18 protein-coding genes are annotated in these 20281 nt (G+C 66.6%); 1 reads left to right on the top strand and 17 read right to left on the bottom strand.

What is annotated here, in order from left to right; all coding sequences use genetic code 11:
* Nucleotides 1–67: 67 nt before the first annotated feature.
* The gene (locus tag KQI12_RS00985; protein WP_216569992.1) at nt 68–1225 is read right to left on the bottom strand and encodes an AI-2E family transporter; all 1158 of its coding nucleotides are present in this window, start codon (nt 1223–1225) and stop codon (nt 68–70) included.
* 151 nt (nt 1226–1376) lie between these two features.
* Here KQI12_RS00985 and nifU point away from each other — a divergent pair, with 151 nt between their 5' ends.
* A complete protein-coding gene (gene nifU / locus KQI12_RS00980; RefSeq protein WP_216569991.1) occupies nt 1377–1814 on the top strand; it encodes a Fe-S cluster assembly scaffold protein NifU in 438 nt (145 codons plus the stop codon).
* A gap of 99 nt (nt 1815–1913) precedes the next feature.
* On the opposite strand, the gene rsfS is transcribed toward nifU, so the two are convergent.
* The 16 genes from rsfS to KQI12_RS00900 all read right to left on the bottom strand — a co-directional run bounded on the left by rsfS (nt 1914) and on the right by KQI12_RS00900 (nt 20223).
* Nucleotides 1914–2276 carry a ribosome silencing factor gene (gene rsfS / locus KQI12_RS00975; RefSeq protein WP_216569990.1) on the bottom strand — a complete coding sequence of 121 codons (363 nt, stop codon included), beginning with the start codon at nt 2274–2276 and terminating at the stop codon, nt 1914–1916.
* Nucleotides 2277–2314: 38 nt separating this feature from the next.
* Nucleotides 2315–3865 (bottom strand): LCP family protein, encoded by a 1551-nt coding sequence (locus tag KQI12_RS12680; RefSeq protein ID WP_216569989.1) that lies wholly within the window; start codon nt 3863–3865, stop codon nt 2315–2317.
* A 6-nt stretch (nt 3866–3871) separates the two neighbouring features.
* On the bottom strand, nt 3872–5071 hold the full coding sequence (gene nadD, locus KQI12_RS00965) for a nicotinate (nicotinamide) nucleotide adenylyltransferase (protein WP_216569988.1): 1200 nt from the start codon (nt 5069–5071) through the stop codon (nt 3872–3874).
* A gap of 25 nt (nt 5072–5096) precedes the next feature.
* Nucleotides 5097–5417, bottom strand: a complete 321-nt coding sequence (yhbY, locus tag KQI12_RS00960; RefSeq protein ID WP_253290755.1) for a ribosome assembly RNA-binding protein YhbY — start codon at nt 5415–5417, stop codon at nt 5097–5099.
* 72 nt (nt 5418–5489) lie between these two features.
* Entirely contained in the window at nt 5490–6071 is a 582-nt protein-coding gene (locus KQI12_RS00955) for an XTP/dITP diphosphatase (RefSeq protein WP_216569985.1), read from the bottom strand.
* Nucleotides 6071–6802, bottom strand: coding sequence for a ribonuclease PH (gene rph / locus KQI12_RS00950; RefSeq protein WP_216569983.1), 732 nt, complete (start codon nt 6800–6802; stop codon nt 6071–6073). The genes KQI12_RS00955 and rph overlap by 1 nt, the downstream gene beginning before the upstream one ends.
* Nucleotides 6803–6824: 22 nt before the next feature.
* Nucleotides 6825–7724, bottom strand: a complete 900-nt coding sequence (gene ftsY, locus KQI12_RS00945; protein ID WP_216569981.1) for a signal recognition particle-docking protein FtsY — start codon at nt 7722–7724, stop codon at nt 6825–6827.
* 36 nt (nt 7725–7760) lie between these two features.
* Nucleotides 7761–8024, bottom strand: coding sequence for a cysteine-rich KTR domain-containing protein (locus tag KQI12_RS00940; RefSeq protein ID WP_216569979.1), 264 nt, complete (start codon nt 8022–8024; stop codon nt 7761–7763).
* A gap of 54 nt (nt 8025–8078) precedes the next feature.
* A complete protein-coding gene (gene smc / locus KQI12_RS00935; protein ID WP_216569977.1) occupies nt 8079–11654 on the bottom strand; it encodes a chromosome segregation protein SMC in 3576 nt (1191 codons plus the stop codon).
* 171 nt (nt 11655–11825) lie between these two features.
* Nucleotides 11826–12503, bottom strand: a complete 678-nt coding sequence (rnc, locus tag KQI12_RS00930) for a ribonuclease III (protein ID WP_216569975.1) — start codon at nt 12501–12503, stop codon at nt 11826–11828.
* A gap of 336 nt (nt 12504–12839) precedes the next feature.
* Nucleotides 12840–13070 (bottom strand): acyl carrier protein, encoded by a 231-nt coding sequence (locus KQI12_RS00925; RefSeq protein WP_216569973.1) that lies wholly within the window; start codon nt 13068–13070, stop codon nt 12840–12842.
* A gap of 136 nt (nt 13071–13206) precedes the next feature.
* On the bottom strand, nt 13207–14247 hold the full coding sequence (plsX, locus tag KQI12_RS00920) for a phosphate acyltransferase PlsX (RefSeq protein WP_216569972.1): 1041 nt from the start codon (nt 14245–14247) through the stop codon (nt 13207–13209).
* Between the two features lie 37 nt (nt 14248–14284).
* Nucleotides 14285–15586, bottom strand: coding sequence for a methylenetetrahydrofolate--tRNA-(uracil(54)-C(5))-methyltransferase (FADH(2)-oxidizing) TrmFO (gene trmFO, locus KQI12_RS00915; RefSeq protein ID WP_216569971.1), 1302 nt, complete (start codon nt 15584–15586; stop codon nt 14285–14287).
* Between the two features lie 27 nt (nt 15587–15613).
* Complete coding sequence (topA, locus tag KQI12_RS00910; protein ID WP_216569970.1) at nt 15614–17989, bottom strand: type I DNA topoisomerase; 2376 nt, start codon at nt 17987–17989, stop codon at nt 15614–15616.
* Between the two features lie 149 nt (nt 17990–18138).
* Nucleotides 18139–19410, bottom strand: a complete 1272-nt coding sequence (dprA, locus tag KQI12_RS00905) for a DNA-processing protein DprA (protein ID WP_216569969.1) — start codon at nt 19408–19410, stop codon at nt 18139–18141.
* A gap of 48 nt (nt 19411–19458) precedes the next feature.
* The gene (locus tag KQI12_RS00900) at nt 19459–20223 is read right to left on the bottom strand and encodes an RNA methyltransferase (RefSeq protein ID WP_216569968.1); all 765 of its coding nucleotides are present in this window, start codon (nt 20221–20223) and stop codon (nt 19459–19461) included.
* Nucleotides 20224–20281 lie beyond the last annotated feature (58 nt).

Below are 20281 nucleotides of genomic sequence, written 5' to 3'. Positions count from 1 at the left end.
ATACCGAAAACCGATGCGGAGCGCAAGAGCGGCGCACGGAAACTCGGGACGGCTGGCGGGCCTGCCGTCACCGCGCCTCCCGCTCCGCGGTCCTACGCCGCACGTCCTTCCTGAGCAGGGCGTACAGCACCGAGGCGGTGGGCACGCTGAGCAGGATGCCGGGCAGGCCGAAGAGCCCGCCGCCCACCGTCACCGCCGCCAGCACCCAGATGCCGGGCAGGCCGATGGAGGTCCCCACCACCCGGGGGTAGATCACGTTGCCCTCGATCTGCTGGAGGATGCCCAGGAACACCAGGAAGATCAGGGCCTTCAGCGGGGAGACCATCAGCAGGAGGAAGGCCCCCAGCGCCGCCCCGATATAGGCCCCCGCCACGGGGACCAGGGCCGACGCCCCCACGATCACGCCGATCAGCGGGGCATAGTCCGCCTGGATGAACAGGGTCCCCGCCGCGCACAGGGCCCCCAGGATGCAGGCCTCGATCAGCTGGCCGCTGACGTAGTTGGTGAAGGTGGCCGCCGTCAGCCGCACCACCCCCAGGATGGGCTCCGCCCACTTCCGGGGCACATAGGCCAGCAGGACCCGGCGGCACTGGGGCAAGAGGGTGTCCCGGCCGCCCAGCATATAGATGGAGAAGATCAGAGACAGCAGGCCCGTCACCGCCACCGAGATCAGGGCGCTGGTGAAGTTCACCACCCCCATCAGGGTACTGCTCAGGCCCTGGAACAGCCCATCGACCGCGTCCCGCAGATAGCGGGTCAGCTCCGACACGCTGGGGAGGCCCGCGTACAGGGCGTCCGTGTCCAGGTGCAGACAGCTCATCAGGCTCTGGGCCATGTCCCGGAGGGCGTAGAGATAGCCCCCCAGCTGGCTGACGAAGAGCTGGACGCTCTCCCCTACTTTCGGCAGGACGAAGGACACCAGCACGGCCAGCGCCGCCAACAGGGCCAGATAGGAGGTAGCCACCGCCAGCGGCCGGCTGGCCCGTCCCGCCGGGCCGCCCCCCAGTATCCTCTGGTAGAGTTTGTAGAAGCACCGGCAGGGCCGGTCCAGCACGAAGGCCACGGCGAAGCCGATGTACACCGGCCGGAGCAGGCCCATCAGCCGGGCGAACAGCCCCCGCAGTTCCTCGAACCGCAGGAGGGCCAGCACCAGCAGGACCGTGTAGGTCACGATCAGCAGGATGCTCCGAACGAGCTTCTTGTCCACGATATCCTCCCCTTCCATCCATGGGTCGTCTTTTCAATATAGCATCCCCCGCCGGGGGCGTCAAGTTCGCTTGACTTTTTCCCCCTGCTGGACTATGATCGTAGGAGAAAACCATCCTGCCCCGTTCCCCTTTCGTCTCTGAGCGGCGGGCAGGCAGAAAGGACCTTCCATGTATACGGACAAAGTCATGGACTATTTCCACAACCCCCGCAACGTGGGCACCATCGAGGACGCCGACGCGGTGGGCGTGGCCGGCAACCCCAAGTGCGGCGACATCATGCAGGTGACGCTCCGGGTGGAGGACGACGTCATCCAGGACGCCAAGTTCAAGACCTTCGGCTGTGCCTCCGCCATCGCCACCAGCTCCATGGCCACGGAGATGATCCGAGGCCGCACCATCGAGCAGGCCTTCGCCCTCACCAACCAGCAGGTGGCCGACGCCCTGGGCGGACTTCCCCTGCACAAGATGCACTGCTCCGTCCTGGCCGAGCAGGCGATCAAGGCCGCTATCGGCGACTACTACGTCCGCCAGGGCATCCTGACCGCCGACGACATCAAGGTCTACGACGACCCCCACGCCGGCGAAGACCAGCCCGAAGAGGACTGATCCGTCCCGTACCCCCCATATAAGACGAACGCGCTCTGTCCCGATGGATGGGACAGAGCGCGTTTGTTTTTTGGGGAGAGATGGCAGATGGGGCCGTCCTCAGCCGTTGGGCAGGACGATATCGCTGATGTCCACCTCAGTGGCGTCAGACCAGAGACGCTCCAGGCCGTAGAACTTCCGGGTCTCGTCCATGAACACATGGACCACCACGGCGGAGAAGTCCAGCAGGATCCAGCCGCCCTCCCGGTGGCCCTCCACATGGTGGGGAGCTTCGCCCAGATCCTTGAGCATCTTCTCACAGGTGTCCGCCAGCGCCTTCACCTGCGTGGTGGAGGTGGCGGTGCAGATCACGAAATAGTCGGCCAGGGTGGTGAGATGGCCGGTCTCCAGGACCTTGATGTCCTGGCCCTTCTTGCTGTCCAAAGCCTTGGCCGCGGCCAGGGCGAGTTCCTTCGGCGTCATTGAGACTCCTCCTTGTTCATTCTTCATCGGCGCGGCCGTCAGGCGGCGGCCTCCGGGGGCATGGCCACCTCTTCCCCGCCGCCGGAGGAGGGCTCCTCATGGGCGGGGGGCTGGGTGGCGGCCGGCGTGTGGGTGGGTTCCGGGGTCGAGACCGGCTCCTCGGGCACGGTGCTGGCGGCAGGCTCCTGAGAGGCCGCCGGCTCATCGTTCCCATGAGAGCCGTTCTCCTCCGGCGCGGTGCTGTGGCTGGGGGCGGTGCTGACCGCCGGCTCATCGCTGGGACTGGGACGGCTGCTGGTCTGAGGCTGGCTGCTGTCGTCCCTGCCGCTGGAGCTGCTGCCGGAGCCGCCGGAGGAACTGCCGCTCCCCACGGAGCTGTTGGCCTTGGAGTCCTCCACATGGCCGGTGGTGGAGGTGAGGCGCCCGTTGGCGTCCACGCCCATGATGTCCAGTTCGCTGGGGTCCAGGTCCTCCTTATAGGGGTTGAAGCTCTCGTTCACCAGGTCCACCAGCTCGTCCTCGATGGGGGTCACATAGGACTGATAGTTGTGATAGCTCCGGCTCCACACCATTTGGCCCTCGTTGGGCATGGTGCAGAAGTCCACGTTCTCCATGTCCAGCCCGCCGAAGATGGCCTCCTGAGCGAACCAGGCCAGGTTGTTGATGGTCAGGTCGGTGGTCACGTTGTCGGTGAACACCCTGGCCAGTTCGTTGATCTTGCTCACGTTCTGGATCTGGAGGCATTGCTTGACCACGGCCTTCAGGAAGGCCTGCTGGGTCTTGATGCGGCCCAGGTCGCCGTCGGCGTAGCCGTAGCGCATATCGTTGTCATGGCGGTAGCGGACCACGCCCATGGCGGCCTCGCCGTCCAGCTTCTGATAGCCCTTCTTGATGTGGATGGACAGGTCCTGCGTCGGGTCCTCATAGTTCATGTTCCGGGGCACGTCGAAGTAGACGCCGCCCAGGGCGTCCACCAGCTCGCCCACGGCCTTCCACTCCACCACCACCTGGAAGTCGGGCACGAAGCCCACCAGCTGGCTGATCTCCTTGTACAGGGCCTTGATGCCGTCGTCGCCTCCGCCGTTGAAGTTATAGACGGAGTTGATCTTCTTGATGTCCCAGGACACGTTGACCATCGTGTCCCGGGGGATGCTCATGACGTTGAGCTTCTGGTTCGGCACATCATAGGCCGCCAGCAGGATGGTGTCGGTGTTGCCGCCGCCGCCGGTGTCCCGGCCGATCACCAGGAAGGTGAAGAAGTCCTTCTTCCGGTCCGCCGAGGTCCGTCCCGGCCGGTCGGTGAGGAGCTGTCCGCCGCTCTCCATGGGCAGATCGGGCAAGTCGGGCTCGCCGGGGATGGAGGGCTTCTGGACGAACACGTTCCAGAAGAGGACCAGCCCGATCAGCACCGCCGCCAGAGCGATGGCGATGCCGATCAGCACGCGCAGGGCCTTCTCCCGGCCGCTGAGCGTCCGCCAGGGGCGGCGGGGCCGCTTCGTCTGCTTCCGGGATCGGGAGGTCCGGACGGTGTCCGGCTTCTGCTGGAGCCGGGCGCCGCCCCTCCGGTGTTCTCTCTTATCAGGTTCCATTCTGTTTTAGTCTCGCTTTCTGTCTCGCAGCTGATCGTAAGCCTCCTGGGTACGGTAGTGGATGGGCTGTCCCCGCTCCTCCATATCCTGGATGCTCATCTCACACCCCAGGAGCACCGCCTCGTCCAGGTCGGTGTAGGCCAGCTCCCGCAGGCGCTCCACCCCCTCGAAGTCCCGGCCAGGCTCCATATAGTCGGCCATGTACAGGATCTTGTCCAGCAGGGTCATGTCCCCCTTGCCGGTGGTATGCCAGTAGATGGCCTCACACACGTCCTCCGGCATGCCGAACACATACCGTGCGATCGCCGCGCCGGTCTTGGCATGGAGCAGCTTCACCGCGCGGCGCTCCAAGTCGTCCAAAACGATACCATATTTCTCACAGGTCCGCAACTGTTTTTCCAAGTCCCAGTATTTGGTGCAGTCGTGGAGGATGCCGGCCTTCCGGGCCTTCTCCGGGTCGGCGCCCCAGTGGAGGGCCAGCTTGACGCCCTCCTCCTCCACGCCCTTCACATGGCGGATACGCTTGGCCTTCATCATGGAATAGGAGCAGGCCCGCAGGTCTGCGTCATCCAGATGCTCCAGATCCGCGTGGGTGCCGTAGAGCCCGTGCATCAGGATGTAGCCGTATACGGAGGGGCAGAGCCATTCCTGGCCCTTCCCCATGGCCAGCAGGCCCCGCAGTTCGGTGGAGGAGATCTCCACCAGGTCGGGGATCTGGATGACCCGCACCTTGGCCCCGAACTTCTCCCGGAGCCGGGCCGCATGGCGCTCCAGCGCCTCCATGCGGTCGTCCCGGGCCCGGGCGAAGGCCACGATGCCGCAGTTGGAGAGGATCGTCTCCGGCTCATGCCAGTCCTGGAGGGACAGGAACATATCGGTCCCCACCAGGAACCACAACTCATCCTCCGGCCAGCGGGCCCGGAGCGCCTGCACCGTGTCGGAGGAGAAGCTCTTGCCGGTCCGCTCCAGCTCCAGCCCGTCGGCCTCCACCCGGTCCGGCCGCAGCATCGCGTCCGCCAGGATGGCCGTCATGGCCAGACGCTCCTCCGCCGAAGGGGCGTCCTCCGGCAGGGCCTTGTGGGGCGGGACCGCCGCCGGCACGAAGAGGAGCTTGTCCAGCTCCAGCGCGTCCAGCGCCGCCCGGGCCGCCGCCATATGTCCCAGATGAGGGGGATCGAAGGTCCCGCCATAAATACCGATCTTCATGGAACCGCACCCTTTCCGCTCGGCATCAGCCGCGCTTTTTGTCCTTGACCAGAACGATGGGATCCTTGAGGTCCTTGCGGTGGCTCTTGCGGTAGAGGACGAATTTGCTCCCGATGACCTGGACCACCTCGGCCCGGGCCTTCACGGCCAGCTCCTCCGCCGCCTCGCGGGGGCTGAGCATGGAGTTCTCCAGCACCCGCCCCTTGATGAGCTCCCGGGCCTCCAGAGCGCTGTTCACGTCGGCCACCAGGTCGTCCCCGATGCCGTTCTTGCCCACCTGCACGATGGTGTCGATGTGGTTGGCCAGGCCCCGAAGCTGGGCCCTCTGCTTGCTCGTCAGTTCCAATGTACTTGTCTCCTTTGATAGTCTCAACATTTGATCGGTCCGACATCCGGCCGGCCGAAGCGCGGCCGATGGTCACGCCTCCTCCAGCTTCCGGCGGAACAGGGCCAGTGCCCTGCCCCGGTGGGAGATGGCGTTCTTCTCCTCCGCCGACAGCTCGGCGAAGGTCTTTTTCTGCTCCGGCACGAAGAAGATGGGGTCGTAGCCGAAGCCGTCCTCCCCCTTGGGGGCATAGGCCAGAGTGCCGGGACACTCGCCCCGGGCCTCCACCCTCCGCCCGTCGGGGAAACAGCAACAGATCGCCGAGACGAACCGGCACCGCCGGTCCAGCTGGCCCCGCATGTTCTCCAGCAGGAGCTGATAGCGGCCCACGTCATCCAGCCCCGGACCGCCGTATCGGGCGGAGTAGATCCCCGGCGCGCCGTTCAGGGCGTCCACACACAGGCCGGAGTCGTCGGCCACCGCGGGCAGGCCGCTGGCCTCCATGACCGCATGAGCCTTCAGGAAGGCGTTCTCCTCGAAGGTGGTCCCGGTCTCCTCTACGTCCACGTCCACGCCGGCGTCGGCCTCGGAGAGGACCTCCACGCCCAGCTCGGACAGGATCTCCTGGAGCTCCCGGAGCTTCTTCTGGTTCCTGCTCGCCAGCACCAGCTTCATCACGCCTGCGCCTCCTCTCCCAGCGCCGCCCGCTGGATGGCCTGGAGCCGTTCGATGCCCTTGGCGCACAGATCCACCAGGGCCCGCTGCTCCTCGATGGTGAAGGGACGGCCCTCGCCGGTGCCCTGGAGCTCGATCAGGCGGCCCTGGTCATCCATGACGCAGTTCAGGTCCACCTGCGCGGAGGAGTCCTCCTCATAGCACAGGTCCAGCAGGGTCTCCTCCCCCACGATGCCGGCGGACACGGCCGCCGTCTGGCCCACGATGGGGTCCTTCTCCAGCTTCCCCTCGGCCATCAGCTTCCGGCAGGCCAGCGCCAGCGCCACGAAGCCGCCGGTGACGGAGGCGGTGCGGGTGCCCCCGTCCCCCTGGAGCACGTCGCAGTCCACAGTGATGGACCGCTCGCCCAGGGCCTCCATGTCCACGCAGGCCCGGAGGGAGCGGCCGATCAGCCGCTGGATCTCCGCCGAGCGGGGGGAGAGCTTCAGCTTGGAGATGTCCCGCCGGGACCGCTCCCGGTTGGCACGGGGGAGCATGGAGTACTCCGCCGTGACCCAGCCGTGACCCTCCGCCACATGGGGCGGGGTCCGGTCCTCCACGCTGGCGGTACAGAGCACATGGGTGTTCCCACAGCGGATGAGGCAGGACCCCTCCGCGAATTTGTTGACGCCGGGGAGGATCTCCACCGGACGCAGTTCCTCCGGCCCGCGGCCGTCGATGCGACTGCCCATATCAATGACCTCCTGTCTCGTTTCAGATGAACGCCTTCACGAACTCGGCGGGCTGGAAGGGCATCAGATCGTCGATGCCCTCGCCCACGCCGATGTACTTCACGGGCACGCCCAGTTCCCGGGCGATGGCCACCACGATGCCGCCCTTGGCGGAGCCGTCCAGCTTGGTGAGGACGATGCCGGTGATGCCGGCGGCCTCCCGGAACTGCTTGGCCTGGATGAGGCCGTTCTGGCCAGTGGTGGCGTCCAGCACCAGCAGGGTCTCCCGGTCGGCGCCGGGGAGCTCCCGATCCAGGATGCGGCTGATCTTGTTGAGCTCGTTCATCAGGTTCTGCTTGTTGTGGAGCCGGCCTGCGGTGTCCACCAGGACCACGTCGGTGCCCCGGGCCTTGGCGGCGGACAGGGCGTCAAACACCACGGCGGCGGGGTCGGCCCCCTCGTGCTGGCGGACGATGTCCACCCCGCACCGCTCGGACCAGATCTCCAGCTGGTCGGCGGCGGCGGCCCGGAAGGTATCGGCGGCGGCCATGAGGACCCGTTTGCCCTCTCCCTTCAGATGGGCGGACAGCTTGCCGATGGTGGTGGTCTTGCCCACGCCGTTCACCCCGATGAACAGGGCCACGGAGGGCTTCGTGTCCAGCTTCAGGCTCAGGTCGCCCACATCCAGGAACTCGGTGAGGATGCCCCGCAGGCACTCCCGGCCCCCTTCCGCATCCCGGATCTTCTCGCTCTTGGCGCGGCGGCGGAGCTCCTCCACCGCCTCCATGGCGGTCTCCACGCCCATGTCGGAGAGGATCAGCGCCTCCTCCAGTTCGTCGTAGAAATCGTCGTCCAGCTCCCCGGCGAAGAGCTGGTCGAAGGAGTGTCCGATGTTCTCCTTCGTGCGGGTCAGGCCCGCCTTGATCTTATCGAAAAAGCCCATGTCATCTCGGTCCTTTCTGTCTTGATGGGTCTGGCGTCATTTCAGCTCCTCATGGCACTTGGGGCAGATCTTGGGCAGGCGCATGAGCCAGTCCGTCACCCGGATGCGGTCCCCGCAGTGGGGACAGCGGCACCATTTGAAGTGGATCACATAGCCCACGGCCACCAGGGCCAGGGCCCCGATCACCACCGCCCAGAACAGGGTCTGGGACCGGTGGGCAAACCCGCCTCCCAGCATGAGGCCGAATACGCCCAGCGCCGTCAGCGCGTTGGACCAGTTCCACGCTTTCTTGTAGTCCATGCTTTGGATCGCTCCTTCCTGGATAGACGGCCGAAGCCGTGTCAAAGTTCCCGGTCAATCGGCCTTGAGCCCCAACTCCCGCTCGGCCCGGTTCAGGTCGATGGTGAGGACGCGGCTGACGCCCCGCTCCTGCATGGTGACGCCGTAGAGCACGTCGGCCTCCTCCATGGTGCCCCGGCGGTGGGTGATGACGATGAACTGGGTCTTGTCCGCCATCCGGCGCAGGTAGTGGGCATAGCGGCTCACGTTGGCGTCGTCCAGAGCGGCCTCGATCTCGTCCATGACGCAGAAGGGGGTGGGCCGCACCTTCAGGATGGCGAAGTAGAGGGCGATGGCCACGAAGGCCTTCTCCCCGCCGGAGAGCAGGGTCAGGATCTTCAGGGCCTTGCCCGGGGGCTGGACCCGGATCTCGATGCCGCAGTTGAGGATGTCGTCCTCATCCTCCAGCTCCAGCGAGGCGTGTCCCCCGCCGAAGAGCTCCTTGAAGGTGGACTGGAACACCTCGTTGAGCTTGGCGAACTCCTCGCCGAAGATGCGCTTCATCTCGTCGGTGATGGCGGCGATGATGCCGCCCAGTTCCTTCTTGGCCTTCTCCACGTCGTCCCGCTGGTCGGTCAGATAGGTGTAGCGCTCGTTCACCCGCTGGAACTCCTCGATGGCGTCCAGATTGATGTTGCCCAGTCCGGAGATGGTCCGCTTGAGTTCCGCCACCCGGCGCTGTGCCTGAGAGACGCTCTCCAGCGCCACCCGCTGGCGGAGGGCCGCCTGATGGGTCAGCTCGTAGGTCTCCCACAGCTTGTCCAGCAGGTTCTTCTCCTCCATGGCCTGGGTCTGCTTCTTCTGCTCCAGCGCCGCCGCGGAGCGCTCCAGCTCCAGCAGGACGGCGTTCTGCTCCCGGCTGTCCTTGTCGGCCTGGTTGCGCTGGGCCTCCAGGTCCAGCTTCTCCCGGTTCAGGCGGGCGATGTCCTCCTCGCGGTCCTTGGCCTCGGCGCGGATGGCACAGAGCCGATCCTCCTTCTCCCGGATCTCCCGCTCCAGCCCGGCGTTCTTCTCGTCGAACTCCGCCAGCAGGGCGGTCTGCTGGAGCCGGTCCCCGGCCAGATCCTGCCGCAGGGCCTCCAGCTCCTCCAGGCTGTCCGCCGTGGTCTCCTTCTCGGCAGACAGGGCGGCCAGACGGGCCTTCCCCTCGTGGAGGGCAGTCTGGAGGAGCTCCATCTTCTCCCGGAAGGACTGCTGGCCCGCCTCCTTGCCCTGGGCCTCGGCCCGCAGGGCGGCGGCGGAGCCCTCCAGGGCCTCGATGCGCGCCCGGGCCTTCCCGGTGTCGTTCTCGGTCTGCTCCTGCCGCTGGGAGAGCTGGGAGAGCTCTTCCCTCTGCTCGTCCCGGCGGGTCCGGAGCTCCCTCAGCCGCTCCTCCTGCCGGGCGCGGCGCTCCTCCAGCTGGAGGATGGCGTCCTCGTGCTGGCGGACCTGGCCCTGAGCGGTCTCCAGCTCATAGCGGGCCTTGGCCGCCTCCCGGGCCGCCTCGGCGGCGGCATGGGAGGCCTCCTCCAGCTTTTGGGACAGGCCGGCGGCCTGCCGGTCCAGACGCTCCAGCTCGTTGGCCCGGCTGAGGATGCCGGCGGACCGGCTCGCCGAGCCGCCCGTCATGGAGCCGCCGGGGTTGAGCACCTGTCCGTCCAGCGTGACGATCTTGAAGCGGTGGCCGTACTTCCGGGCCATGGCGATGGCGGCGTCCATGTCCTCCGCCACCACGGTCCGGCCCAGCAGGTTGGAGAAGATGCGGCCGTACTCCGCCTCGAAGGACACCAGCGCGTCGCCCATGCCCACGAAGCCGGGCTCCTGCGCCACGGCCTTGTCCCGGAAGTCTGAGGGCCGCACCGCGTCCATGGGCAGGAAGGTGGCCCGTCCGCCGTCCCGGCGCTTGAGCCACTGGATGGCGGCCTTGCCATCCTCCTGCCGCTCCACCACCAGGTGCTGCATGGCCCCGCCCAGAGCGGTCTCGATGGCCACGGCCCAGGGATCCGGCACCCGGATCAGGCTGGCCACCGGGCCCCGGATGCCCCGGAGCCGGTCCCGGCCGGCCTCGCCCATGACCAGCTTCACCGCCTTTTGGAAGCCCTCATAGGACTTTTCCAGCTCCCGGAGCATCCGGATCCGGGCGGTGAGGCTCCGGTCCTCCACCTCCAGGTCCCGGCGGAGTTGTTCCGCCTTGTCGGCCTTGTCGCTCCGGGTCCTGACCCGCAGGCCATAGCCCTGGATGATGTTGCGCAGGGCGTCCCGGCCCTCCCGGGCCTTGTCCAGCTCGGCCTGGGCCCCGGCGGCCTCGGTCTCCAGCGCCCGGATGGACTCCTCCTCCTCGGCGATGGAGCGGCGGATGGCCTCGTCCCGGTCCAGCAGCTCCTGGGCCGCCGCCGCCAGCGCGGACAGCAGGGCCTTGGCCTCCGCGGCGGAGGCGGTGTCCAGCTCGGCCTTCCGGCGGAGCTCCTGGAGCTGGCCGTCCAGCTCTCCCGCCTGACCGGACAGGCGGACGGCCTCCTGCTCCTGCTCCGTCAGGGCCGTCCGGATGTCCGCCGTCTCGGCGGCGATGGCCGCCAGCCGGTCCTTCCGGCTCCGGATCTGCTCGTCCAGAGAGCCCTCCCGGCCCTCCTGCTGTTCCAGCTCCCGCCGGATGCGCCCGGCGTTGTCGGTGTTATGCCGGATGCTGCTGCGGAGGACGGCCACGGCGCTCTCCAGTCCGTTGGCGTCGGCCTGCCGCTGCATCATGGTGAAGCGGATGCCCTCGGCCTCCACATCCTTCTCCCGCATCCTAGCTCCCAGGGCCTCGGCCTTGGCGTACAGGTCCTCCTGCGCCCTGGCGGCTTCCTCCTTCCGGCGGACGGCCCGCTCGTGCTCAGACGTGGTGCGCAGGGCCTCGGTGCGGAGCCGGTCCAGCTGTTCCAGCCAGAGGGAGATCTCCAGCCCCCGCATCTCGTCCCGGCAGAGGAGGAACTTTTTGGCCTTCTCCGCCTGCTGGCGGAGGGGCTCCACCTGCAATTCCAGCTCGTCGATCTTGTCCCGGATGCGGACCAGGTTCTCCTCGGTGCGCTCCAGCCGGCGCTCGGCCTCCTCCTTCCGGTGGCGGAAGCGGGAGATGCCGGCGGCCTCTTCAAAGACCTCCCGACGGTCGGCGCTCTTGACGGACAGGATCTCGTCGATCCGGCCCTGCCCGATGATGGAGTAGCCCTCCCGGCCCAGGCCGGTGTCCATGAAGAGCTCGTTCACGTCCTTGAGCCGGACGGTGTGCCGGTTGATGTAGTATTCGCTCTCTCCGGAGCGGTAGTAGCGGCGGGTGACCCGGACTTCGTCCTCCGGCTGGCCCAGCTGATGGTCGGGGTCCTCCAGCACCAGACTCACCTCGGCGAAGCCCAGCTGGCGGCGCTTCTCGGTGCCGCCGAAGATCACGTCCTCCATCTTCCCGCCCCGGAGGGCCCGGCTGGACTGCTCGCCCATGACCCAGCGCACCGCGTCCGAGAGGTTGGACTTCCCTGAGCCGTTCGGTCCCACGATGGCGGTGATATCCTCCCCGAAGGTGAGCACGGTCTTGTCGGGAAAGGATTTGAAGCCCTGGATCTCAAGCGCTTTCAGGAACATCCTGTCACCTCGCGTCTCGTTCTGTCTCTCTGTCCCGGCGGGACAAAGGGGTGATATATCATTATATCAACTCTCTCCGCCCCTTGCAAACCCTTTCGGTGAAGTTCCAGCCCGTCCGGACAAAAAGATACGGGGCCGCCCCTCTGTGGGACGGTCCCGTATCTCGTTCCGTCACTTGCCGGCGGTCAGGTGCTGGATCGCGGCCCTGGCGGCGTTCTGCTCCGCCTCTTTCTTGCTGTGGCCCTCGCCCTGGCCCACGGTGGTCCCGTTCAGATCCACCTCCACCAGGAACACCTTGGCGTGGTCCGGTCCGCTGGAACCGGTGAGCCGGTACTGGAGCACCTGTCCGCTCTCCCGCTGGACCAGCTCCTGGAGCGCGGTCTTGTAGTCCCGGCTGTGGGCCTTCTCCGCCTCTTTGTCCAGGATGAAGGTCTGGATGATCTTCCGGGCGGAGCCGATGCCTCCGTCCAGATAGACCGCCGCCAGCACAGCCTCCACCGCGTCGGCCTGGATGGAGGGGCGCTTCCGGCCGCCGCCGGCGTTCTCGCCCTTGCCCAGCTTCAGGTATTCGCCCAGGCCCCAGGTCCGAGCCACCTCCACCAGGCTCTCCTCGCACACCAGGGCCGCCCGGGTGCGGGTCAGGTCGCCCTCGGGCAGGTCGGGATGGGTGCGGTACAGGAAATCGGCCGTCACCATGCCCAGCACGGAGTCCCCCAGGAACTCCAGCCGCTCGTTGCTCTGACAGCCCCGGGACCGGTTCTCGTTGGCGTAGGAGCTGTGGGTCAGCGCGTTCTCCAGCAGAGAACGGTCCCGAAACGTATAGCCCAGGATCTCTTCCAGGTGCTGCATGATGATGTTCCTCCTTTGATCGTCTCAAACAGGAAGCCCCGCCGAAGCGGGGCTTCAGACTGTCAAAAAAGTCATTTCTTCCGTCGAACGATGTATGAGCCTCGCAGAGTTCCGTCACCCGCAGGTGACGGGATCAGATGTAAGGCGTTTTTTCTGAGGACATGTGCCTCAGAAAAAACGCTTCTCAGGCTGCAACCATGCGAGCACAGCGAGTGCGCGCGGCGGCCTGCATCCTATCGAAGAAATGCTTGTATTTCTGAGAAGCGTGTCGAACTGGTTCGACACGCTGAGGAAGCCCCGCCGAAGCGGGGCTTTCCAGACAGTTCGTGTTCGGTCTCAGTCCAGCTTGGTCTGCAGGAAGCGGACGAAGTCGCCCACGGTGGTCATGCCGGACAGGTTCTCATCCGCCAGGTCCTCCAGGCCGAAGGACTCCTCCACCGCCATGGTCAGGTCCACCACGTCCACGGAGTCGGCGCCCAGCTCCTCGAAGGAGGTGTCCATGGTGATGTTCTCCGGGTCCACGCCCAGCTGCTCAGACAGCAGCGCAACGATCTTCTCAAAAATCATTTCTATCTTCTCCTATCATCTATGGCCCGGGATCCGGGCCGGGTGATCGCACTAAAATAATAGGCAAGAAGATGCGCTCTGTCAATAGGGCGCGGCATATTTTCCCGTCTCTGCGGAAAATCGTGTCCTTACACGATCAGGCCTCTTCTTTTTTGGTCATGACTGGCAGGCGCATATGCTCCACGTTCTCGGTGATGTCCTCGATGATGCCGGAGGAGGCGAAGCGGGCCGCCTGCCGCACGGCGTTCTTGATGGCGTAGGCATCCGAGGAGCCGTGGGCCTTGATCACCGGCTTGGAGATGCCGATGAAGGGAGTGCCGCCCACCTCGCCGGCGTCCAGGATCTTCTTGAAGTCCTTCAGGCCGCCGGAGACCAGCACCGCCGCCAGCTTGGTGAGGGCGTTCTTCTTGAACATCTCCTTGAGCCGCTTGGCCAGGAAGCCGCCGGTGCCCTCCATGGTCTTGAGGAAGATATTGCCGGAGTAGCCGTCGGACACGATCACGTCCACCGTGCCGTAGACGGCCTCCTTGCCCTCCACATTGCCCACGAAATGGATGCGGCCCTCGTCCCCGGCCTTCTGGAGGAGCTCATAGGTCTTGCGCTGGAGGTCGGTGCCCTTGGAGGGCTCCGCACCGATGTTCAGCAGGCCCACCCGGGGCTCCGGGCGGCCCAGCACGTGCTCGGCATAGTAGGAGCCCATGAAGGCGAACTGGAGCAGATACTCGGGGGTACACTCGGCGGTGGCGCCGCAGTCGATCAGCACGGCCCCGCCGTTCCCGGTGGGCACCACGGGGGCCATGGCGGCCCGGCGGATGCCCCGGATCCGCTTCACGACCAGGGTGGCGCCGGCCAGCAGGGCGCCGGTGCTCCCGGCGGAGACGAAGGCGTCGCCCTTCCCCGCCTTGAGCATCTCCAGGCCCACGGTCAGGGAGGAGTCCTTCTTCTCCCGGAAGGCGGTGGCCGGATCGTCGCAGATCTCCACCACCTCGGAGGCGTGGACGATCTCCACCCCGGCAGGGGGCTCCTTGAGCCCCTCATCGGCCAGGACCTTCATGATCTCCTCGCCCCGGCCCACCAGGACGACCTCGACGCCTTGCTCCTTCACGGCGGCCAGAGCGCCCTTCACGTTCGAGGCCGGCGCATTGTCGCCGCCCATGGCGTCCACGATGATCTTCATAAGCAGTTCCTTCTTTCCTTTCCCAGCGGCGGGCCGATCAGACCTCCAGCTCCGCCAGGCGCTCCAGAGAGCGGCGGCTGAGCTCCGCGTTCTTGTTCCGCTTGCCCTTGACCTTATAGCCCAGAGGCGGGATGATGCCGAAATTCACGTTCATGGGCTGGAAGTCAGTGACGGTCTCGTTGCTCACATAGAGGGCCAGAGCCCCCACGGCGGTCTCCTGGGGGAAGTCCACCGGAGCCTTCCCCTGGAGCCGGCGGGCCAGCTCCACCGCCGCCAAGAAACCGGAGGCAGTGGACTCCACATAGCCCTCCACGCCGGTGATCTGTCCGGCGAAGCACACCCGGGGGTCGTGCTTCGCCCGGTAGTACCGGTCCAGCATCCGGGGGGAGTCCAGATAGGTGTTCCGATGCATGACGCCGTAGCGCACGAACTCCGCCTCCCGCAGGGCCGGGATCATGGAGAACACCCGCTTCTGCTCCGGCCACTTCAGGTGGGTCTGGAAGCCCACGATGTTGTAGATGGACCCTTCGGCGTTGTCCTTGCGGAGCTGGACCACCGCATAGGGCTCCTTCCCGGTCTTGGGATCCTTGAGGCCCCGGGGCTTGAGGGGACCATAGCAGAGGGTCTGCCTGCCCCGCCGGGCCATGACCTCCACAGGCATGCAGCCCTCGAACACGTGCTTGTCCTCGAAGCCGTGGACCTCCGCCTCCTGGGCGGCGCAGAGCTCGGTCCAGAAGGCGTCGTACTCCTCCTCGGTCATGGGACAGTTGATGTAGTCCGGGGTGCCCCGGTCATAGCGGGAGGCGAACCAGGCCGACTCCATGTCCACGCTCTCGAAGGTGACCAGAGGGGCCGCCGCGTCATAGAAGTTCAGGTAGCGGCTCTCCGGGAAGAACGCCCGGATGCCCCGGCTCAGGGCCTCGGAGGTCAGAGGACCGGAGGCCACGATCACGTTCCCCTCCGCAGGGATCTCCGTGACCTCGCCGGGCTCTACCGTGATGAGCGGATGGCCCTGGATCTTCTCCGTGACGGCGCGAGAGAAGGCGTGGCGGTCCACCGCCAGGGCTCCGCCGGCCTCCACCCGGTGCTCATCGGCACACTGGAGGATCAGGGAGCTCATCCGGCGGAGCTCCTCCTTCAGGAGCCCCACCGCGTTCTCCAGCTGGTCGGAGCGCAGGGAGTTGGAGCACACCAGCTCTCCGAAGTCATCGGAGTGGTGGGCGGGGGTCTTTTGGGCGGGCTTCATCTCCCGCAGGATCACGGGGATGCCCCGCTGGGCCAGCTGCCATGCGGCCTCACAGCCCGCGAGGCCGGCGCCGATCACGATCACAGGTTCCATGGATGCTCCTTCATCCGGCGGGAGCGCTTACTCCGCGTCGGTCTTTTTCGTCGTCTTTTTCGCCGCCGTCTTTTTGGCGGCCGTGGTCTTTTTCGTGGCAGAAGCCGTCTTTTTGGCCGCTGCCGGCTTCTTGGCCGGAGTCTTTTTCGCGGTGGAGTCCGCTTTTTTGGCCGGAGCCTTCTTGGCCGTGGAGGCCGTCTTTTTGGCGGCAGCCTTCTTCGCGGGCTTCTTCTCCTCCTCAGGGGGCACGCCCTGAGCGGGGTCGGCGTTCTCAGCGGTCTTTTTCTTATAGCCCCGCTGGTCCTCGGGCAGGAAGTTGGGACACTCCGGGTTGATGCAGAAGGGCTTCTTGAAGCCCCGGCCGGACTTCTTGAACAGGGTGTGGCCGCACTCAGGGCAGTTGTCCTTCACGGGCACGTCCCAGGTCATGAAGTCGCACCGCTTGCTCTCGTCCTTGTTGGAGTTGTTCTCACAGCCGTAGTAGGCATAGCCCCGCTTGGAGGTCTTTTTCAGGATCTTTCCGCCGCACTTGGGGCACCGGCCGGGCATCTCGATCACGATGGGCTGGGTGTGGGGGCAGTCCGGCCAGCCGGGGCAGGCCAGGAACCGGCCGAAGCGGCCCGACTTGAACACCAGGTTCCGGCCGCACAGGGGGCAGATCACATCGGACACCTCGTCGGGGACCTTGATGCGCTCCGTGTCCTGAGAGGCGGCCTCCAGCTCCTTCTCGAAGCCGCCGTAGAAGCCGCCCAGGACCTGCTTCCAGTCCTCCTTGCCCTCTTCCACCTCGTCCAGCTGCTCCTCCATCCGGGCGGTGAAGGCGGTGTCCACGATGTCGGGGAACTTCTCCTTCATCAGGTCGTTGACCACCTCGCCCAGAGGGGTGGTACGGAGGTTCTTGCCCTCCTTGACCACATACTCCCGGTCCAGGATGGTGGAGATGGTGGGGGCATAGGTGGAGGGACGACCGATCCCCTTCTCCTCCAGCGCCTTGATGAGGGTGGCCTCAGTATAGCGGCTGGGGGGCTGGGTGAAGTGCTGGCCCGGCTCGTTCCGGAGGAGGGTCAGGGGCTCGCCCTCCTTCAGGTCGGGCAGGGGCGACTGGCGCAGGACCTCGTCGTCCTCATCCTTCCCCTCCACATACACGGCGGTGTAGCCGGAGAATTTCAGGGCAGAGTGGTTGGCCCGGAAGCGCCAGCCGGCGCTCTCCACGTCGATGGACACGCTGTCATACATGGCGGGGGCCATCTGACAGGCCAGGAACCGGCTCCAGATCAGCTTGTAGAGCCGGTACTGCTCACTGGTCAGGTCCTTCCGCACCTGCTCCGGGGTCAGGCGCACGTCAGAGGGCCGGATGGCCTCGTGGGCGTCCTGAGCGCCGGACTTGGTCTTGAACACCCGGGGCTTTCCGGGATAGTAGTCCTGCCCGTAGCGGCCCAGGATCATATCCTTGGCCGCCGCCGTGGCCTCGTCAGAGAGGCGCAGGGAATCGGTACGCATATAGGTGATGAGGCCCACGGTGCCCTCGCCCTCGATATCCACGCCCTCATAGAGCTGCTGGGCGATGGACATGGTACGCCGGGGCGTCATGTTCAGCTTGCGGCTGGCCTCCTGCTGGAGGGTGGAGGTGGTGAAGGGGGGCGCGGGATTGCGCTGCTTGTCCTGCCGCTTCACGCCCAGCACGGTGAAGGGGGCCCCCTGGATGTCGGCCACCACAGCCTGGACCTCCGCCTCGCTGTGGAGCTCCACCTTTTTCTCCTTCCCGTAGAAGGACGCCTTGAAGGCCCCCGTGTTGGGGGCGATCCGCTCCAGATCCACGTCCAGGGACCAGTACTCCTCGGGGACGAAGGCCCGGATCTCGGCCTCCCGCTCGGCCACCAGACGGGTGGCCACGGACTGGACCCGGCCGGCGCTCAGGCCCCGGCGGATCTTCTTCCACAGGAGCGGGGAGATCTGATAACCCACCAGACGGTCCAGCACCCGGCGGGCCTGCTGGGCATCCACCAGGTTCTGGTCGATGGCCCGGGGGGCCGCGATGGACTCGTTGACCACCTTCTTGGTGATCTCATTGAACGTCACCCGGTAGGTCTTGTCGTCCGGGATGCCCAAAAGCTCCTTCAGATGCCAGGAGATGGCCTCGCCCTCCCGGTCCGGGTCGGTGGCGAGGAACACTTTCGCGCTCTTCTTCGCCGCGCTCTGGAGGTCCTCGATGACCTCCTCCTTGCCCTTGATCGGCTGATAATCCAAGGCGAAGCCGTGTTCCACGTCCACGCCCAGCTTGCTTTTCGGAAGATCGCGCACATGTCCCATGGACGCCTTCACCTGATAGCCGGGACCCAGATATTTCCCGATGGTCTTGGCCTTGGCGGGGGACTCCACGATCACGAGATCAGTTTTCGCCACGTTCCTACCTCCAAATATGCGGGACCCGAGGTCCCGTTCCTGCCCGTCTCACGCGGGCGCGCCTGTATCCAGGCGGCAGAGCGGATCTGATCGTCGGCAGGCCGCCGCGGGGCCGGTCTGCCGATGTTCAGGTACGCTCTTCTATGATGTCACTCCTCCGGGGCTTCCTCCCGGAAGATCAGGGGTGCCAAGAACCGGTTGCCCGGCTCCTCCTTCAGGAAGCCGCGCATGGTCAGCATGGTCAGGGCCGTCAGCACCTGACTGGCGGTCAGGCCGGTCTCCTCCACCAGATCGTCCGGACGGAGAGTCCGCTCACCCAAGGTCAGGAGGATCTGCTTCTCGTCCTCCGTAAACCCCTCGTTCTGGTCTTTGAACGTACTATAAGCCCTTCCCTCCGGCTTGTCAACCGCCTTTTCCGGCTCCGGCGGCCGCTGGGGACGGACCGGGAGCGGTCGGGAGGCGGCGGTCCCCCGTCTGGGCGGAGCCGCCTGCGGAGGTTCGTCCGTCAGGAGCGTCCCCTCCCGGTCCGGATCGGTCAGCCGTCCGGGATAGAGGCCCTCATACTCCACCAGGATGTCCTCCGCCGACTGGATCAGCTTGGCCTCGCCCCGCTGGATGAGCAGGTTGGTGCCGGCGCAGGACCGCTTGCCTGCAGGGCCGGGGAAGGCGAACACGTCCCGGTTCTGATCCAATGCCGTGCGGGCGGTGATGAGGGTCCCGCTCCGTTCGCCGGCCTGCACCGCCGCCACGCCCAGGCTCAGGCCGCTGATCAGCCGGTTGCGCACTGGGAAGTGCCAGCCCTCGGGCTCGGTCCCCGGGGGATACTCGCTGATGAGGGCCCCCACCTGGGGGACGATCCGAAACAGATCCTCGCTGGTGACCGGATACACCCGGTCGATGCCGCCGCCCAGGACGGAGCAGACGGTGCCGCCGGCCTCGATGGCGCTGCGCAGAGCCGTGGAGTCCAGCCCCTGGGCGATGCCGGACACCAGCACCGCGCCCCGGAGGGCCAGGTCCCGGCCCAACTCCTCGGCGATGCGCTTGCCGTAGGGCGTGGCGTTCCGGGAGCCCACCACTCCGATCGTCACCAGCTCGTCGAAGGGGATCGCCCGCCCCTTCACGTAGAGGAGGGCCGGCGGCGTGTCGATCTGCCGCAGGCGCTCCGGGTACTCCGCGTCCTGGATCGTGAGGATGCGGATGCCAAGACGGGCGCAGTCCTCCAGGATCCGCTCCGGCCAGTCCAGTTCCTTGGCGGCCAGCTCCTCCCGGAGCGGGGCGGACAGGCCGGCCAGCTCATACTCCGCCGGGTCAGCGAAATAGACCTTTTCCGGACCGCCAAAGCGGTCCGCCAGACGGGCGGCCTCTCCGGGCTTCAGCGAGGGCCGGGTGGTCAGCCACAGCCAGTAGGTCAGCGTGGACATCCGATCATCACTCCTCTATATCTATATCGCTCTGTCTGCATCTGGGGCTCACAAGCCCCGGGCCATCTCCCAGAGGACCACCGCGGCGGCCGCCGCCGCGTTCAGGGACTCGCACCGCTCCCGCATGGGGATGCGGATGGTCTGGGCGCACCGCTCCAGCACCGGAGCCGACACGCCCCGTCCCTCACTGCCGATCACCACGGCGGCGGGGCGCAGGCCGATGTGCCGCACATCCGCCGTGTCTGTCCGGAGAGCCGTGGCATACAGGGGGATGCCGCTCTCCTCCAACCTCCGGCACAGGCCCTCCAAGTCCGTCTCCCAGACGGGCATGCGGAAACAGGCCCCCATGGTGGAGCGCACCACCTTGGGCGAGAAGGGGTCCGCACACCCGTTCAGCAGGAACAGCCCCTCGGCCCCCAAAGCGTCCGCAGTCCGCCAGATGGTGCCCACATTGCCCGGATCCTGGACCCCGTCCAGCACCAGATAGCTCCCGGCGGGCAGAGGCTCCGGCGGCGTCCGGTCCTTCCGGCGGCACACCGCCAGCCGGTGCTGAGGCGTCTCCACGGTGGATAGGCTCTTCATCAGCGCCTCCGGCACCCGGACCAGCCGGACGCCCTGAGGGACGCCCTCCGGCGGCTCGGTCTCCCCGGCACAGAGCAGGACCTCCACCCCGCCGTCCCAGCGTAGGGCCTCCTCCACCAGCTTGTCCCCCTCACAGAGGAACTGTCCCTGGCTCCGGCGGTACTTCCGCTCGGCGCCCAGCTTTCGGATGTGGACGCACAGCGGGTTCTGGCGGCTCGTGATCGTCTCCATAGGTCCCTCCTCCCGCGGCCCTCCGGCCGCTCCGGCGCTCCATCGGTCAGGATGGGCC

Source organism: Pseudoflavonifractor sp. MSJ-37, assembly GCF_018917965.1.
Classification (GTDB): domain Bacteria; phylum Bacillota; class Clostridia; order Oscillospirales; family Oscillospiraceae; genus Pseudoflavonifractor_A.
The sequence above is the reverse complement of the archived record's forward strand: the minus strand, read 5'-3'. Positions and strand labels throughout refer to the sequence as shown.

What these genes read in the sequence shown, in the direction of transcription:
- rph (WP_216569983.1), bottom strand. Translation starts at nt 6,802, where the DNA reads ATGGGCAGTCGCATCGACGGCCGCGGGCCGGAGGAACTGCGTCCGGTG.
- plsX (WP_216569972.1), bottom strand. Translation starts at nt 14,247, where the DNA reads ATGAAGATCATCGTGGACGCCATGGGCGGCGACAATGCGCCGGCCTCG.
- KQI12_RS00900 (WP_216569968.1), bottom strand. Translation starts at nt 20,223, where the DNA reads ATGGAGACGATCACGAGCCGCCAGAACCCGCTGTGCGTCCACATCCGA.
- ftsY (WP_216569981.1), bottom strand. Translation starts at nt 7,724, where the DNA reads ATGGGCTTTTTCGATAAGATCAAGGCGGGCCTGACCCGCACGAAGGAG.
- trmFO (WP_216569971.1), bottom strand. Translation starts at nt 15,586, where the DNA reads ATGGAACCTGTGATCGTGATCGGCGCCGGCCTCGCGGGCTGTGAGGCC.
- KQI12_RS00955 (WP_216569985.1), bottom strand. Translation starts at nt 6,071, where the DNA reads ATGAAGCTGGTGCTGGCGAGCAGGAACCAGAAGAAGCTCCGGGAGCTC.
- nadD (WP_216569988.1), bottom strand. Translation starts at nt 5,071, where the DNA reads ATGAAGATCGGTATTTATGGCGGGACCTTCGATCCCCCTCATCTGGGA.
- KQI12_RS12680 (WP_216569989.1), bottom strand. Translation starts at nt 3,865, where the DNA reads ATGGAACCTGATAAGAGAGAACACCGGAGGGGCGGCGCCCGGCTCCAG.
- nifU (WP_216569991.1), top strand. Translation starts at nt 1,377, where the DNA reads ATGTATACGGACAAAGTCATGGACTATTTCCACAACCCCCGCAACGTG.
- dprA (WP_216569969.1), bottom strand. Translation starts at nt 19,410, where the DNA reads ATGTCCACGCTGACCTACTGGCTGTGGCTGACCACCCGGCCCTCGCTG.
- KQI12_RS00985 (WP_216569992.1), bottom strand. Translation starts at nt 1,225, where the DNA reads ATGGAAGGGGAGGATATCGTGGACAAGAAGCTCGTTCGGAGCATCCTG.
- KQI12_RS00925 (WP_216569973.1), bottom strand. Translation starts at nt 13,070, where the DNA reads ATGATTTTTGAGAAGATCGTTGCGCTGCTGTCTGAGCAGCTGGGCGTG.
- rsfS (WP_216569990.1), bottom strand. Translation starts at nt 2,276, where the DNA reads ATGACGCCGAAGGAACTCGCCCTGGCCGCGGCCAAGGCTTTGGACAGC.
- smc (WP_216569977.1), bottom strand. Translation starts at nt 11,654, where the DNA reads ATGTTCCTGAAAGCGCTTGAGATCCAGGGCTTCAAATCCTTTCCCGAC.
- KQI12_RS00940 (WP_216569979.1), bottom strand. Translation starts at nt 8,024, where the DNA reads ATGGACTACAAGAAAGCGTGGAACTGGTCCAACGCGCTGACGGCGCTG.
- rnc (WP_216569975.1), bottom strand. Translation starts at nt 12,503, where the DNA reads ATGCAGCACCTGGAAGAGATCCTGGGCTATACGTTTCGGGACCGTTCT.